This is a genomic window from Pseudomonas sp. BGA-UO-ETr-WB11, from assembly GCF_059567785.1.
This window is the reverse complement of record NZ_JCAQOS010000004.1, coordinates 294,615-309,060: the sequence shown is the minus strand read 5'-3', so window position 1 is coordinate 309,060 and position 14,446 is coordinate 294,615. Positions and strand designations below refer to the sequence as shown.

14 protein-coding genes are annotated in these 14,446 nt (G+C 59.7%); 3 read left to right on the top strand and 11 right to left on the bottom strand.

Annotated elements, in window-relative coordinates; all coding sequences use genetic code 11:
* Nucleotides 1–24 precede the first annotated feature (24 nt).
* The 7 genes from AC56DI_RS04610 to AC56DI_RS04580 form a co-directional block, all read right to left on the bottom strand.
* On the bottom strand, nt 25–1,023 hold the full coding sequence (locus tag AC56DI_RS04610) for a response regulator (RefSeq protein WP_496345133.1): 999 nt from the start codon (nt 1,021–1,023) through the stop codon (nt 25–27).
* A complete protein-coding gene (locus AC56DI_RS04605) occupies nt 1,020–4,712 on the bottom strand; it encodes a PAS domain S-box protein (RefSeq protein ID WP_496345132.1) in 3,693 nt (1,230 codons plus the stop codon). The genes AC56DI_RS04610 and AC56DI_RS04605 overlap by 4 nt, the downstream gene beginning before the upstream one ends.
* A gap of 309 nt (nt 4,713–5,021) precedes the next feature.
* On the bottom strand, nt 5,022–5,996 hold the full coding sequence (gene cysB / locus AC56DI_RS04600; protein ID WP_496345131.1) for an HTH-type transcriptional regulator CysB: 975 nt from the start codon (nt 5,994–5,996) through the stop codon (nt 5,022–5,024).
* 130 nt (nt 5,997–6,126) lie between these two features.
* The gene (locus AC56DI_RS04595) at nt 6,127–6,627 is read right to left on the bottom strand and encodes a universal stress protein (RefSeq protein WP_496345130.1); all 501 of its coding nucleotides are present in this window, start codon (nt 6,625–6,627) and stop codon (nt 6,127–6,129) included.
* An 80-nt stretch (nt 6,628–6,707) separates the two neighbouring features.
* Nucleotides 6,708–7,616 carry a 5'-nucleotidase gene (locus tag AC56DI_RS04590; protein ID WP_496345129.1) on the bottom strand — a complete coding sequence of 303 codons (909 nt, stop codon included), beginning with the start codon at nt 7,614–7,616 and terminating at the stop codon, nt 6,708–6,710.
* 8 nt (nt 7,617–7,624) lie between these two features.
* Entirely contained in the window at nt 7,625–8,578 is a 954-nt protein-coding gene (locus AC56DI_RS04585) for a putative 2-dehydropantoate 2-reductase (protein ID WP_496345128.1), read from the bottom strand.
* The gene (locus tag AC56DI_RS04580; protein WP_496345127.1) at nt 8,579–8,965 is read right to left on the bottom strand and encodes a YbbN family protein; all 387 of its coding nucleotides are present in this window, start codon (nt 8,963–8,965) and stop codon (nt 8,579–8,581) included.
* Here AC56DI_RS04580 and AC56DI_RS04575 point away from each other — a divergent pair.
* Together AC56DI_RS04575 and AC56DI_RS04570 are read left to right on the top strand one after the other, a co-directional pair.
* Nucleotides 8,964–9,404 carry a PilZ domain-containing protein gene (locus tag AC56DI_RS04575; protein WP_496345126.1) on the top strand — a complete coding sequence of 147 codons (441 nt, stop codon included), beginning with the start codon at nt 8,964–8,966 and terminating at the stop codon, nt 9,402–9,404. The two genes, AC56DI_RS04580 and AC56DI_RS04575, sit on opposite strands and share 2 nt — an antisense overlap.
* Nucleotides 9,405–9,547: 143 nt before the next feature.
* Nucleotides 9,548–10,624: a 3-deoxy-7-phosphoheptulonate synthase gene (locus AC56DI_RS04570; RefSeq protein ID WP_496345125.1), complete on the top strand. Its 1,077-nt coding sequence runs from the start codon at nt 9,548–9,550 to the stop codon at nt 10,622–10,624.
* Nucleotides 10,625–10,679: 55 nt separating this feature from the next.
* On the opposite strand, the gene AC56DI_RS04565 is transcribed toward AC56DI_RS04570, so the two are convergent.
* Nucleotides 10,680–10,961: a GNAT family N-acetyltransferase gene (locus AC56DI_RS04565; RefSeq protein WP_496345124.1), complete on the bottom strand. Its 282-nt coding sequence runs from the start codon at nt 10,959–10,961 to the stop codon at nt 10,680–10,682.
* Between the two features lie 19 nt (nt 10,962–10,980).
* Nucleotides 10,981–12,252, bottom strand: coding sequence for an aq_1923 C-terminal domain (locus AC56DI_RS04560; RefSeq protein ID WP_496345123.1), 1,272 nt, complete (start codon nt 12,250–12,252; stop codon nt 10,981–10,983).
* Between the two features lie 314 nt (nt 12,253–12,566).
* On the opposite strand from AC56DI_RS04560, the gene AC56DI_RS04555 reads away from it, so the two are divergent.
* The gene (locus tag AC56DI_RS04555) at nt 12,567–12,815 is read left to right on the top strand and encodes an Lpp/OprI family alanine-zipper lipoprotein (RefSeq protein WP_324517332.1); all 249 of its coding nucleotides are present in this window, start codon (nt 12,567–12,569) and stop codon (nt 12,813–12,815) included.
* Between the two features lie 131 nt (nt 12,816–12,946).
* Here the strand turns inward: AC56DI_RS04555 and AC56DI_RS04550 are convergent, their stop codons facing one another.
* Together AC56DI_RS04550 and AC56DI_RS04545 are read right to left on the bottom strand one after the other, a co-directional pair.
* Nucleotides 12,947–13,906 (bottom strand): L,D-transpeptidase family protein, encoded by a 960-nt coding sequence (locus tag AC56DI_RS04550; protein WP_496345122.1) that lies wholly within the window; start codon nt 13,904–13,906, stop codon nt 12,947–12,949.
* 72 nt (nt 13,907–13,978) lie between these two features.
* The gene (locus AC56DI_RS04545; RefSeq protein WP_496345121.1) at nt 13,979–14,260 is read right to left on the bottom strand and encodes a hypothetical protein; all 282 of its coding nucleotides are present in this window, start codon (nt 14,258–14,260) and stop codon (nt 13,979–13,981) included.
* Nucleotides 14,261–14,446 lie beyond the last annotated feature (186 nt).

The window sequence follows — 14,446 nt, the reverse complement described above, 5'->3', positions numbered from 1 at the left end:
AAGAAATGCTGAGCTGTGCGGGTGTTATTCGCGCTCAGCCCAGCGGGCCTTGATCTCCAGAATGGCTGGCATCTGGCCCAGGAACAGCTCGACCAAGTGCGGATCGAAGTGCTTGCCGCTCTCACGCTGGATCAACGCCAGGGTGTCTTCCAACGACCAAGCCGGTTTGTAAGGACGTACGCTGGTCAGCGCATCGAACACATCTGCAATCGCGACGATGCGTCCGGCAATGGGAATCTCCTCACCCTTGAGACCGTTGGGGTAACCACTGCCATCCCACTTTTCATGATGGGTCAGGGCAATGCTGCGGGCCATCTGCAGCAAGCCCGAGGGATGATCACCGATGATCTCGGCGCCGATCTGCGCATGGCTGCGCATCACCACCCACTCGGCCTCGTCGAGCTTGCCGTTCTTCTGCAGGATGGCATCGGGAATGCCGATCTTGCCCACATCGTGCATGGGGGCAGCGTTGAGCAAGTCATCGGCGGCCAGCTCGCTGAAGCCGGCGGCCAGGGCCAATATCCGCGAGTAATGGCTCATGCGAATGACGTGCAGGCCAGTCTCGTTGTCCTTGTATTCGGCCGCCAGGCCGAGGCGCTGGACGATTTGCAGACGCGTTTGCTTGAGCTCATCAACCCGCACCAGCGACAGGTGAGTGCGCACACGGGCCCGCACGATGGGCGGGCTGACCGGCTTGGTGATGTAGTCCACCGCCCCGACTTCGAAGCCACGGGCCTCGTCGTCGACATCGGCCAGGGCCGTGACGAAGATCACCGGCGTGGCGACCGTCATCTCATCCTGCTTGAGCCGGGTACAGACTTCGTAACCCGTCATGCCGGGCATCATCACATCGAGCAGGATTAGATCAGGCCGCTCGCGCGCCGCCATCTCCAGGGCCTTGTCGCCGTCCTTGGCAAAGAACAGGCGGTAGTCATCCTGCAGGATCTGCCGCAGCACTTGCAGGTTGGTCGGCTCGTCGTCGACCAACAACAACTTGGGACGGCTATCGACGGCTTCGCTCATGGGGCTGTACCTCCGGGCTGCTGTTTGAGCCAGCCGAGCAACTCGGCAAGCTGAGCAGCGGCGTGCTCAAAGTTGAAATCATTGATGGCCGCTTCCAGGGCTTGCGCCCGCGCCACCGGCAGTGCGGCGAGCAATTGCTGCATGGCTTGCTCAGCCAATTCGCCATGTTGCAGGGCGATACGCGACTGCTCGATCAGCGGACGTAACTGCAGCAGTTCTACTGTGTCGACGACGGGCTTGTCCAGCGCGGCGGTAGGCCGCTCCGGCAGTTCGGCCGACAGATTGGTCAGGGCCTGTTGCAACGCAACCAGCAAGGCGTCGGGGAAGACCGGTAACGGCCCCTTGAGCACCTGCTCCAACTGCCCGGCCAGGTGACTCAGGGGCAGCAGCGCCAGGTTGGCGGCAGCGCCACGCATACGATGGGTCAACTCGGCGGCTGCAGTTTGCTCGCCGCCCTGCAGCAATGCCGTAATCTGCGCAGCCACTTGCAGGTGTTCATCGAGGAAGCGGTGAATGGCCGCCTGCAAAGCGGTTTCGCTCCCCCATAGCTGCATGCCACGGGCCCAGTCGATGGCGCTCTCAGCCACGCCTTGCGGCAACCTTACGGGTGCTGCAGGTACTTGGGCAGCCAGGCCGGTCACCGCGGCCATCTCGGCGAGCAACTTATCGATCTCCAGCGGCTTGGAGGCAAAACCATCCATGCCGGCCTCCCGCGCGGCACGGCGGTCCTGCTCCAGGACACTGGCCGTGAGGGCAATGATCGGGATGGGCTGCAGACCATTGATCTGCTCATGCTTGCGAATTCGCCGGGTCGCCTCCAGGCCGTCCATGCGCGGCATCTGCACGTCCATCAGCAGCAGGTCGAAGTGGCCGTTGAAGTAACCGGCCAGTGCCTCTTCTCCGTCATAGGCGGTGACGACTTGGTGCCCCAGGCGAGTGAGGATCAAGCTGAGCAACTCGATGTTCTGCGGCACATCGTCGGCCGCCAGGATGCGCAATGGTGGCAGGTCGATAGCGCTGGCACTCGGCTCATGGGAAGGAGCAACACCTGCAGGCAGACGTAACCAGACATGAAAGGTGCTGCCCTCACCCGGCTGACTTTGTACCTCGATGCGCCCGCGCATCAGCTCGGTCAGCTGGCGGGCGATGGTGGTGCCCAGCCCCGTGCCGCCAAAGCGCCGACTCATCGAGGCATCAGCCTGGGCGAACGGTTCGAAGATGCGCTGCAGACGATCCGCGGCAATGCCGATACCACTGTCACGCACGGCAAAGTGCAGTTCATCACCCTGCCCAGCCCGCACCTCCAGACGCACCCAGCCCTGCTCGGTGAACTTCACCGCGTTGCCCAACAGGTTGGTCAGCACCTGCTGGATACGCAGCGGATCGCCTTTGAAGTGCTCACCGAGCTCGGCCGGGTAGTCCAGGTCCAGGGTCAGGCCCTTGGCCTCGGCACTCAGGCGTAGGGAGTTGCAAATTTGCTGGCACAGCTCGGGCAGGGAAAAGTCCGCACACTCCAGTTCAACCGCGCCGCGCTCCAGCTTGGCGGTATCGAGAATGCCGTTGAGCAGCCCCAGCAGCGAGCGCGCGGCCTGCCGTACGGTGCTCAGGTGACGACGCTGCTGGCTGTCCAGGGAGCTGTCGAGGAGCACTTCGGTAAACCCGATGATGGCGTTCATCGGCGTGCGAATTTCATGGCTCATATTGGCCAGGAAGGTGGTCTTGGCCGCCGCTGCCTGTTCGGCCACGTCCTTGGCCTCGCGCAGGGCCCGCTCCATTTCGCGGCGCAGGCTGAGGTCAGTGGCGAATTTGATCACCTTGAACGGCTTGCCATCGGCATCGAAGATCGGGTTGTAGGACGCCTGAATCCACACTTCCCGCCCCCCCTTGCCCAGGCGCAGGTATTCGCCAGCATCCAGCTCGCCTCGGCCCAGGTGCGCCCAGAGCGCGGCGTAGTCTGGGCTTGCAACGTAGGCCTGCTCACAAAACATACGGTGATGCTGACCCTGGATTTCCTCCAGTCGATAGCCCATGAGGTCGAGAAAGTTCTGGTTGGCGTCGAGGATGGTGCCCTGCAAATCGAACTCAACCACCGCCAACGCACGGCGGATGGCATTTACCGTGCTCTCGAATTCGGCGTTGCGCAGCTTGCTCTCGGTGATGTCGAGCAGTACGCCGTCGATCCACTTCGGCTCGCCGTGCTCATCGAGCACCGCGCTGCCGCTTTCCCAGATCCAGTGCTCTTGACCTTGGCGGTCGACGAGGCGGTATTCGACGGTGTAATTACCATCCCGAGCAATGCCCTGCAGCACGTCGTTGGCGATGCGCTGGACATCTTCAGGGTGGAACAGCTGATTGATTGACTTGCGCCGCTGCATGAACTCATCCGCCGGCCAGCCCGTCAGCTTTTCTACGGCGTCGCTGATGAACAACATGCTCCAGTCCGTGTCCAGCAGGCAGCGGAACGATACGCCGGGGATATTGCCGATCAGTGAGCGGAACTGCTGCTCGCTCTCGCGCAAGGCCTGCTCCATCGCCTTGCGTTCGCTGATGTCACTGATAAAACCCACATACAGCGACTGCCCAGGGATATTGGCCTTGCCGATGGCCAGGCGGATGGGCATGAGGCTGCCGTCCTTGCGCTGCGCGTCCACTTCGCGCCCAACACCGATAATGCGTGCCTCGCCAGTGCGGTGGTAATTGGCCAGGTAACCGTCGTGTTGTGAACGGTGGGGCTCGGGCATCAGCATGCGGATGTTCTGCCCCAGCAGCTCTGCACTGGACCAACCAAACAACTGCTCGGCAGACTGGTTAAGGCCCACGATCTGGCCGCGCTCATCAATGGTGATAATACCGTCCACCGCGGTATTGAGGATGGCCCGCAGCCGCGACTCACTGCTCTGCATCTGCCGGTATAACTGGCGATAACGCAACAGGCCATTGGCAGCCGCGACGAAGATGGTCAGCGACACGGTGGCCACCGCCACGGCCAGGGCGATAAATACACTGTCCGCATTGCTCTGCTGATCCAACGGCTCGGCAATGCCAACAAAACGCGCCGCGGCCATGCCGGTGTAATGCATACCGGCGATGGCCAAGCCCATAACCACCGCGCTGGCGAGAATCGCCCGGCCACCGGAAATGCGTCCACGCAGGCCGAAGCGCACCCACAGCGCCAAAATCGCCAATACCACCGCGACCAGAATGGACAAGGCAAACCAGTACGGGTCATAGCGCAGCAAAGGCGCCATCTGCATGGCGGCCATGCCGCTGTAGTGCATGGCACCTATACCTGCCCCCACCAACACACCACTGGCAATCAGTTGTGTACGGCTAATACTGCGCAGCGCCAGCAGTTGCAAAGCGATCCAGGAGGCAAACAAGCTGGGCAACAGCGACAGCAGGGTCAAGCCAGGGGCGTAATCCACCCGCGCGCACAACTGGAAGGCCAGCATGCCGATAAAGTGCATTGACCAGACGCCGCCACCCAATGCCAGCGAACCGGTGAGCAGGGCCACCTGACGGTACAGCGCGTTGTCACTCACTCGTGCCATGCCCGCCACTTGCAGGGCCATGCCTGAAGCGAAAATCGCGATCAGCAACGACAGCGCCACCAACCAAGGGTTGTAGCTGCCGTAAAGGTACAAGCCGGGATCGCTGGCATCGAGAAACAAACGGGTCAAATAAGACATAAGAACTCTGGCAGGGCCCTAGGAACAGGAGCGGAACGCGTGCAGTCAGGCACATGCCATGAATATGGCACGCGGCTATTAAATCGCCATCACCACGCAAGCTCCAGTGCTATCTACCGCCTAGCCAACCCCTTCGGCAACGCCCCGGGCCGGGTCTTGAGGCAGAATATCCGCTCTCCTGAATCTCGATGCTCTTCAATGCAGCCCGGTGCTGATAACGATGTATGCCTAAATAAAAACACCCCGCGAAGGACATGCTTGCGCGGGGTGCTGGGCGTAGCCAAGTGCCGGTCTTACGGAGTGCGCGACTCAGTAGGTCGGTAGCTGTATATCGCGAAACAGATCGTCCATCTCCGCCTTGTTGTGGCATTGCAGCGCTTTGGCCTGCATTTCACGGGTCAGGTGCGGGGCAAACTTCTCGATGAAGTCGCACATAAATCCGCGCAGGAAGGTGCCACGACGGAAGCCAATCTTGGTCACGCTGGCCTCGAACAGCTCGCTGGCATCCAGCACCACCAGATCCGGATCGTGCTTGGCATCGACGGCCATGGTCGCCAGGATGCCGACCCCCAGCCCCAGGCGTACATAGGTCTTGATCACGTCGGCGTCGGCGGCGGTGAACACCACTTTGGGCGACAGGCCGCGGTGACTGAACGCTTCATCCAGCTTGGAGCGCCCGGTAAAACCGAATACGTAAGTGACAATCGGGTACTCGGCCAAGGCTTCCAGGGTCAACTTCGGCAACTTCGCCAGTGGATGGCCCTGGGGCACCACCACGCAGCGGTTCCAGCGGTAGCACGGCATCATCACCAGGTCACCAAACAGCTCCAGGGCTTCGGTAGCAATGGCAAAGTCCACAGTGCCGTCAGCCGCCATTTCGGCAATCTGCATCGGCGTGCCTTGGTGCATGTGCAAGGCGACGTCCGGGTATTGCTTGATAAAGGCGCTGATCACCGGCGGCAAGGCATAGCGGGCCTGAGTATGGGTGGTGGCAATCGACAGCGTGCCTTTCTTCTCGTTGGAGAATTCCTGGGCGATCTGCTTGATGCTCTCGACCTTGCGCAAAATCTCGCCGGCCGTGCTGATGATGCGCTCGCCAGCCGGGGTCACGCGGGTGAGGTGTTTGCCACTGCGGGCAAAGACTTCAACGCCCAGCTCGTCTTCCAGCAACCGGATCTGCTTGCTGATCCCTGGCTGGGAGGTATAGAGGCTCTGCGCCGTCGCCGAAACGTTAAGGTCGTGGTGGGCGACTTCCCAGATATAGCGCAGTTGTTGGAGCTTCATACTCGTCCCTCAAAACAGATAGGCCCTGAAGTGGCCTGCTATCCCATATAACCATAATGGCGATACGAACAATCAATCTAGATGATTTATCTCAAATTGCCCGCCCTTCAGCTGACCGCACGTCGCCCTGCTAAAGCTCGCCATGGCCGCGGTGCTGCAGCATAGGCACCAGGTACACCGGCACCTCAGCCAGCTGGACCAGGCGTGCGGAGGTACGGCCCAACGGCGTATCCCAGGTTGCGCCGTGGCTGTGGCTGCCGACCACCAGCAAGTCCACCTCCAGCTCGCGCGCCTGGGCCAGAATGACCTGCGGCGGATCGCCCTGAATCACGCGCACGGCCTTGATCAGGGCCATGTCCTCCTGGGCATCGCCCATCTCGTCGTAAAAACCTTCCAGCACGCGCTGTTCGATGCTGGCCATGACGGTGCTCAGGCCATTGCTGCGCATGTCCTTGAGCGTGTTTTCATCGAGATAGGTCTGTAATACGGACTCAGCAAACAAGCCCATGGGTTCGACCGCATGCACCACATACAGCGAGGCATTGAACGAACGTGTCAGGGCTAGCGCATGCTGCAACACATAAGGCGCGTAAAGACCAAGATCGGTGGCATAAAGAATTGAGCGGATCATCCGAGACCTCTTCTACTGCTGGCGGAAGGCCTGCAATAGAGCGTAGCAGCGCCGCGCCAAAGCGGTTTGCCGCTGGGCGCTTAGGCCTCGGGCATCTCGTTGCTGACGCCATGCAGCACGTGGCCGGTGGCGACCACGCCGCTGGCTTTCTCGCAATGACCGGCCTGGTCATCGAAAAACATGTCGGCGCCAAAGGTTTCCAGGATTGCCGATTTCTCCAGCCCACCCAGAAAGAAGGACTCATCCAGGCGGATGTCCCACTCGCGCAAGGTACGAATCACTCGCTCATGGGCCGGCGCCGAGCGTGCGGTGACCAGTGCGGTACGGATCGGACAACTGGCTTCGGGAAACTCTTGCTGCAAGCGGTTCAACGCCGCCAGAAACGGCTTGAACGGCCCACCGACCAGCGGCTCCCGCGCTGACTTGCGCTCATGGGCCTGAAACGCAGCGAGCCCGCCCTGCTGATAGACCCGCTCGGAATCGTCGGAAAACAACACTGCATCGCCGTCGAAGGCGATCCGTAACTCATTGCTGTCCGCTCGTCGCGCCCCACCCGAAAGGATACTGGCAGCGGCAAAACCGGCCTGCAGCGCACTGCGCACGTCCTCGGCATGGGTAGAGAGAAATAAGTGGCAGCCAAACGCGGCCAGATAAGGTTCCGGACTGCGACCGCCGACAAAGGCCGCGCGGGAAATCCCCAAGTTGTAATGCTGGATCGAGTTGAACGCCCGCAAGCCCGTGTCGGCGCTGTTGCGCGAGACCAGAATCACCTCGACCCGCGGCTGGCCAAGGGCACTATTGAGGTTGAGGAGTTTTTCCACCAATGGAAAGGCATCGCCTGGGCTGAGAATTTCCTCCTCGTGCTCGATCTGATACTGGCGATACGCTTCAATGCCTTCGGCCTCGTAGACCCGATGACTGTCACTCAGGTCAAACAAGGCCCGAGAGGAAATCGCCAGCACCAGTTTGTCGCTCAATCCATTGCCCATACGCACTCCTAGTGCTTGCGACTGTCGATAAAACTCAAGGCTTGGTACAGGGCCTGAATGCGCGGCAACGCGCAACCGGCCTGGGCGGCGGCTGCCAAGGGCGCGGCATAGATCGCCTGCAGCTCCATAGGCCGCTGCTGTTGCCAATCGTGGTACATGCTCGGCTGGTAGTCGGGCATCCGCTCGGTATTGGCAAACAGCTTGTCGGCAAAGCCCGCCGGCAGTTCATGGCCGCAAGCGGCAGCGCCCTGCACTACTTCCTGCATGAGGGCTTGAATCAATGCCCGACTGTCGGCATTGCCCATCAATGCGCTGGTGCCCGCGTTCAGCAATACCGACAAGCCGTTGTAAGGCACATTCCACACCAGCTTCTGCCAGCGCGCCTGCTCCAGACTGGCCATGGCCGTGGCATCAATACCGGCAGCACTGAACATCCCAGCCCCTTGCTCAAGAATCGCCTGGCGTGCGCCCTGCTCGACTGCCGGGCCGGAGTGATAACCCAGGCTGACCGCCCCCAGGGACTGATGCTCCACCACCCCGGGCGCCGAACGGTGCACGCAGATAAAACACAGGCCACCGAGCAGGTGCAGGGACGCCGGCAACAGCGGACGCAGCGCCTCCTCGACGCCCAAACCATTTTGCAGCAACAGCACCTTGGCACCAGGCGCCGCCACCTGCGCAATCAGTGGCGCCAGCGCCGCATTACTGGTGGTTTTAGCCCCCACCAGCAGCCAATCGCAAGGCGGCATCTGCGCCACATCACGGTAGGCCTGGACATTGTCCAGGGTGATGGCGCCATGTACCGCACTGTTGACCTGCAAACCGTTGCTGCGCACCGCCTCGTATTCACTGCGCAGGAGGAAATGCACATCGAAGCCGGCCCGCGCCAGCATCACGCCATAAAATCCGCCAATAGCGCCGGTACCGATGATCGCGATCCGTGGACGTTGTGAATTTGCCATTCAGGGAAGCTCCTCAGCCTCAATAGCCAGCACCCTATCCAAGGCCTGGCAACAGTCTTCGCGATTAAAGCCCACCGCCAACTCGCCGAAAAACTGACTATCACGTACGGCAAATACGGCCGGCAGGTGCCGCACTTCATAGCGCTCAACCAGGCCGCCATTATTGCCGGCGTCAATCCAGCACAGCCGCGTGACCGGCAGTCGCCAAGTGGGCAATTGCTGACGCAACCAGCGGCATCTGGCACAACCTGTGCTGGTAAAGATCACCAGTGATACGCCAGGCAAGGCCAATAATTGACGGTCCGCATCAAAATCTGTCAATTCAAGCTCGGTCACTATACTGCCTGCAGCGATGTCAAAATGATGGCATTGGGAGTGGTGGGTCATGCGTCGATTTTTGCGTCATCCCAGCGATATGCCGGTGGAGTTGGTTCTGCGCCGGCAGGCGTTCGTACCGCGCCAGCGCCTGCACAATATCAGCCTCGGCGGCGTGGCGTGCAATTCACCGCGCCGCTTCCGCTGCGGCAGCGCCATCGAAATGCGCATCCCCCTGCTTGGCGAGGCCGCCTGCTACCCCGGTATTGTGGCGTGGTGCCGTAAACAGGCCGACGACTATCTGGTCGGCATCGCCTTTATGGATGAAGACACCTTGTTTCGCGCGCGCATGGTCGAGCAAGTCTGCCAGATCCAACATTACCGTCATCAACGGGAACTGGAACTCGGCCAGGCATTGCCGATTGAGGCCGTAGCCCAGGAATGGATCGCCGCCCACGCCGCCGAATTCTCCAGCGCCAGCTTCGACCAGCAGCGCCCGACAGCCGATTAAAGCCCGCCGTGCCCATTGTCTAGCCAAGGCCTAACGCGCTAAGGTTCAGCCTCCCCACTGCGCCCATCTTGCTGTATACCGCCCAGGGGATCGCTGGCGGCCGGCACTTGTGACCTGACGACTCTGACCTGATGAATAGCACCATGGCTGATTTACCCATCGACGACCTCAACGTTGCCTCCAACGAAACCCTGATTACCCCGGAGCAACTCAAGCGCGAAATCCCTCTGACCGACGCGGCGCTACAGACCGTGGCCCAAGGCCGCGAAGTCATCCGCAACATCCTCGACGGCAAGGATCATCGCCTGTTCGTGGTCGTCGGCCCGTGCTCGATCCATGACATCAAAGCGGCCCACGAATACGCCGAGCGCCTCAAGGTGCTGGCGGCTGAGGTTTCGGATAGCCTCTATCTGGTCATGCGTGTGTATTTCGAAAAACCGCGCACCACCGTCGGCTGGAAAGGTTTGATCAACGACCCGTATCTAGATGACTCGTTCAAGATTCAGGACGGCTTGCACATCGGTCGCACCCTGCTGCGCGATCTGGCGGAAATGGGCCTGCCGACAGCCACAGAAGCACTCGACCCGATCTCGCCGCAGTACCTGCAGGACCTGATCAGCTGGTCGGCGATTGGCGCACGCACCACCGAATCCCAGACCCACCGCGAAATGGCTTCCGGCCTGTCGTCTGCTGTAGGTTTCAAGAATGGCACTGACGGTGGCCTGACCGTGGCCATCAACGCGCTGCAGTCGGTTTCAAGTCCTCATCGCTTCCTCGGCATCAACCAGGAAGGCGGCGTGTCCATCGTCACCACCAAAGGCAATGCATACGGCCATGTAGTACTGCGTGGCGGCAACGGCAAGCCCAACTATGACTCGGTCAGCGTGGCGGTTTGCGAACAGGCGCTGAACAAGGCCGCCATTCGCCCGAACATCATGGTCGACTGCAGCCACGCCAACTCCAACAAAGACCCGGCCCTGCAACCGCTGGTCATGGACAACGTGGCCAACCAGATTGTCGAAGGCAACCAGTCCATCGTCGGCCTGATGGTGGAAAGCCACCTGGGCTGGGGCAGCCAGTCCATCCCCAAAGACCTCTGCGAACTGCAATATGGCGTATCCATCACCGATGCCTGCATCGACTGGGACACCACCGAAAAAGCTCTGCGCGGCATGCACCAGAAACTCAAGGATGTATTGCCAAAGCGCTCGCGAGATTAATTATTTCGCGCACAAAAAAGCCGGGCATTGCCCGGCTTTTTTGTGCGCGTAGATTTTAGCTTTTTACCGTGCTGCGTTGCCGGCGCTCCATGTAGCGCTCGACATAGGAGCAAGAAGGAATCACCGAATAACCAGCCTCGTCGGCGTAGGCCAACGCCTGTTCGGTCAAGGCCGCGGCAATGCCGCGCCCACGCAGCGCGTTGGGCACGAACGTGCGATAGATATCCAGCGTCTGCTTGCCCAGATCCATATACGCCAGGTAAGCGCGATGGCCGTCCACCGTCGTTTCGAATTGGTGGCCGACAACATCATGCTGAACCTCTACAGCTTCACTCATTGCAATCCCTCAGCAGCCATCAGAGAAGCACCCTTACCTGATGAATTTTATCCAAACGCAAAGACATCTCCGCCGATCCCGACTGGAACTGCACACTTAGGTAAACCTTACCGTTTTCAACCCGGTGCAGCACGCCTTGATAATAGGCGCCATCAAAGGTGATGAACTGCAGCCTTTTTCCAGCATAGCTGGGCAATTGCTCGACCGCGACGAACTGCGGACGTTGCTCCCCCGGCGCGGCCGAAACCGGCTGATCAGCCACAGCAGGTTCGGCGGCGTTCTTCACGGCCAGCGACACGTTAGGGTCAACCCAGGTAAACCCCAGCGGCTCAACCACCTCCTGATTGACCAACACTACAGGCCTGAGCATGGCCAGAACATCCTTGGCATCAAAGAATTGCAGACCATCCCAGACCATGCCTTCTGTGGGATTGAACTCCAGGCGCAATGACTGTGGGTCCTGCAAATACCGGCCATAGGCGGCCAGCACCGGAGGCTCAAGGGCAATGCGCTGGCTGCGTAGCACCCGATCAAACTGAGCGACGGCCGTTTGCACATATTGTTTAGTGTCTTGGCCGAGCTTACCGGCGCAATACTCCTGCACCTTGCGCTGGTACTGGTTGTCGCTCACTTCCACCGTCACCAGCGACACCCGAGGCGGATTGGCACGCAGGTCACCGGGCTTTTCTGACATATTGGCCAGGGTCATCGACACCTGCATGGCTGCCATATCGCGCGTATCTGAACGCAAGTTGAAGCTGAGCTTTTGAGCGCCTGGCTCAAAACGATAGGAAAACTCGGCATCGGTCTCAAACGTCCGATACCCCATGTCCAACAGCTCACCGGTACCAATATTACGCACCTTGCCGCATGCCACCTCACTCATGGCGGTAAACACACTGCGCTCTGCGGGCTGGCTATAAAGCTGGGCCATAAAGGGGCCGTGCACATCCAGCGCCAGGCCTTGCAGCTTAACGGCCATCTGCTCAGGGAATTTACCTTCAGCCAGCCGCTCCTTGAAGCGCAGCAGCTCCCCCAGCCCATGGAAACGCAGCTCGGCATGCGCCACGCGCAGCTCATCATGCAGTGCAGGGACGCGGATCTCGACTTTTTCCAGCCCAATGCGCCCGTCAAACGACGACGTAATGCCTGAATATTTGATGACCACGTGCGGCGCCATCTGTTCAATGGCGTCATCCATGACAGAGCGCACGGACAGCCACAACGACAGCTTGATCAGCAGCGCAACTGCCAACAGCCCTAGCACCGCCCACTTAATAATCTTGTTCATATTCACTTCCCTGATCCGCAGGCGATCGCGTCCTGCAAAAAACTGGCGGCAGCTTATCAGCCCTATGGACACTGCGTCACGACCGAGGCCATGCCCATTTTTAGCCCACTCGACTTACTACAGCGGGATGTTCTGTATGTTTTTTACCCAGCTGGCAATCATCTGGATCAACCCAGTCCATATTCTGTAAAAAAACCAGCACTCCTTGCTTTGCGCCGATTTACTTATTAGAAGTTATGAGTACTATGTACACCGGCTAATTCTCCGAGCTCGGGGAATTGCTTTTATGGAAAGTCCACCTTAAGGGGAAACACATGAACAACGTATTCAAGCTGTCCGCTATCGCTCTGGCTGCCGTTCTGGCAACTGGCTGCAGCAACACCAAAGAAATCGAAGCTCGCGTAACTGCAGTTGAAGATTCTTCCGCTCGCGCCCAGGCTCGTGCTGACGAAGCTTACAGCAAAGCTGACGAAGCTCTGGCTGCTGCTCAGAAAGCTCAGCAAACTGCTGACGAAGCTAACGAGCGCGCTCTGCGTATGCTGGAAAAAGCTTCCAAGAAGTAATAGTCTTTCGAGACTAATAAGCCGACCCGGTTTCCGGGCCGGCTTTTTTATTGCCCAAAATTCACCCAATAGCGTTTTCCAGGCAATAAAAAGCCGCCCCAGAGGGCGGCTCTAAACAACAGCCTGATCGATTAGTTAAGCGGCAAGGCCGTGCTCGCTACAGAGTTATCCGGCACAGCAATTTCGATCGGCAAACCATCTTCAGCGGCCACCACCTCGCGCACCACATCCCAATCCAGACGCAGTTGATTGACCAAGTCATCACGCTTGAGCAGTGCATTGATCACCGCCGTGTGTTTGTCGACCAAGGATGGCTCGCCGTGATCATCCAGCGGCGCATGGGCCTCCAGATAAACCTTACCGCCACTCACGCCGAACTTGTACGGCTCGTTGATGATGCGCAGCTTGGTGCCCACCGGTGCCATGCCAGCCAACTCCAGCACGTTGTTGTTCAGCATGCGGAAGCAGCCATGGCTGACGCGCATACCGATACCGAACTTCTTGTTCGAGCCGTGAATCAGGTAGCCCGGCGTACCCAGGGTGAACTTGAATGGACCCAGCGGGTTGTTAGGGCCAGGTGCGACCACAGTCGGCAACGGATCACCTTCAGCAGCATGCTCTTCACGAATCGATTTTGGCGGATACCAGGCCGGATTCGGCGTCTTGGCAGTAATCGAGGTGTTGGTAATCGGCGAACCCCAGCCCTCGCGGCCAATACCCAGCGGATAGGTGTAAACCACATTGCGCCCTTTCGGGAAGTAGTACATGCGGTACTCGGCAAGGTTGATCACGATGCCTTCACGCGGGCCGGCAGGCAAAATGAAGCGCGTCGGCAAGATCACCTCAGAGCCTTCACCCGGCAACCAGGCGTCGACGCCCGGGTTAGCTGCCACCATCTCGGTATAACCCAGATCGTTGGCCTTGCCGAGATCGGCAAAGGTGTCCTCATATTTGGCCTTAATCACCTGCACCTGGCCAACAATATCCTCGCCAGGCGGCGGTAGAGGCAGCTCCAGAGCGACAGCGGAACCGGCCGCAAACGAGACGGCAAGCGATAACGAACGAAGAGCGAGAGGGACACGGGACAACATCCGGGAATCCTTGGCGTGGCGCAGATAAAATGACCGCAGATTGTACACTGCCCGGCATGCGCCAGGCCAACGTCAAGCGTCCGACCAAAGCGACCGTTCGCCCCGCCGCTGCGCTTGCAGCACAGCAAAGCAGGCTTTACATAAGCGTTTGTCGCGCAGCATGGGCTTTTCTAGAACAATCAGCTGCGGTTGTGCCGGCAGCAGCCCGCCGCACAGAGTCCGGTCCGCAAACCCACCCAGCTCTAGCTGACGCGCCAACAGGTGCACGCGAACTTCGCGGCACGCGAACAGGTCAAGCTGCTCATCGGGCTCGATCAACTGATAAGCATGCAGGGACCAGGTGACGCGCGGCATGGACGACTCCAAAAGAGGGCCGCCACATTAGCCCAAAGTGCCCGCCCAGAAAAGCCTCTGGGCGCAGGCTGGAATTGCGGTCACCAGGATTTAATCGAGCCAGTGGGCCGGCTTTAAATCGAAGATTTTCCATTCCTGACAAACGATTGTCCGACGCGCTTGATGCTGATCTGCGCCGAATAGCCG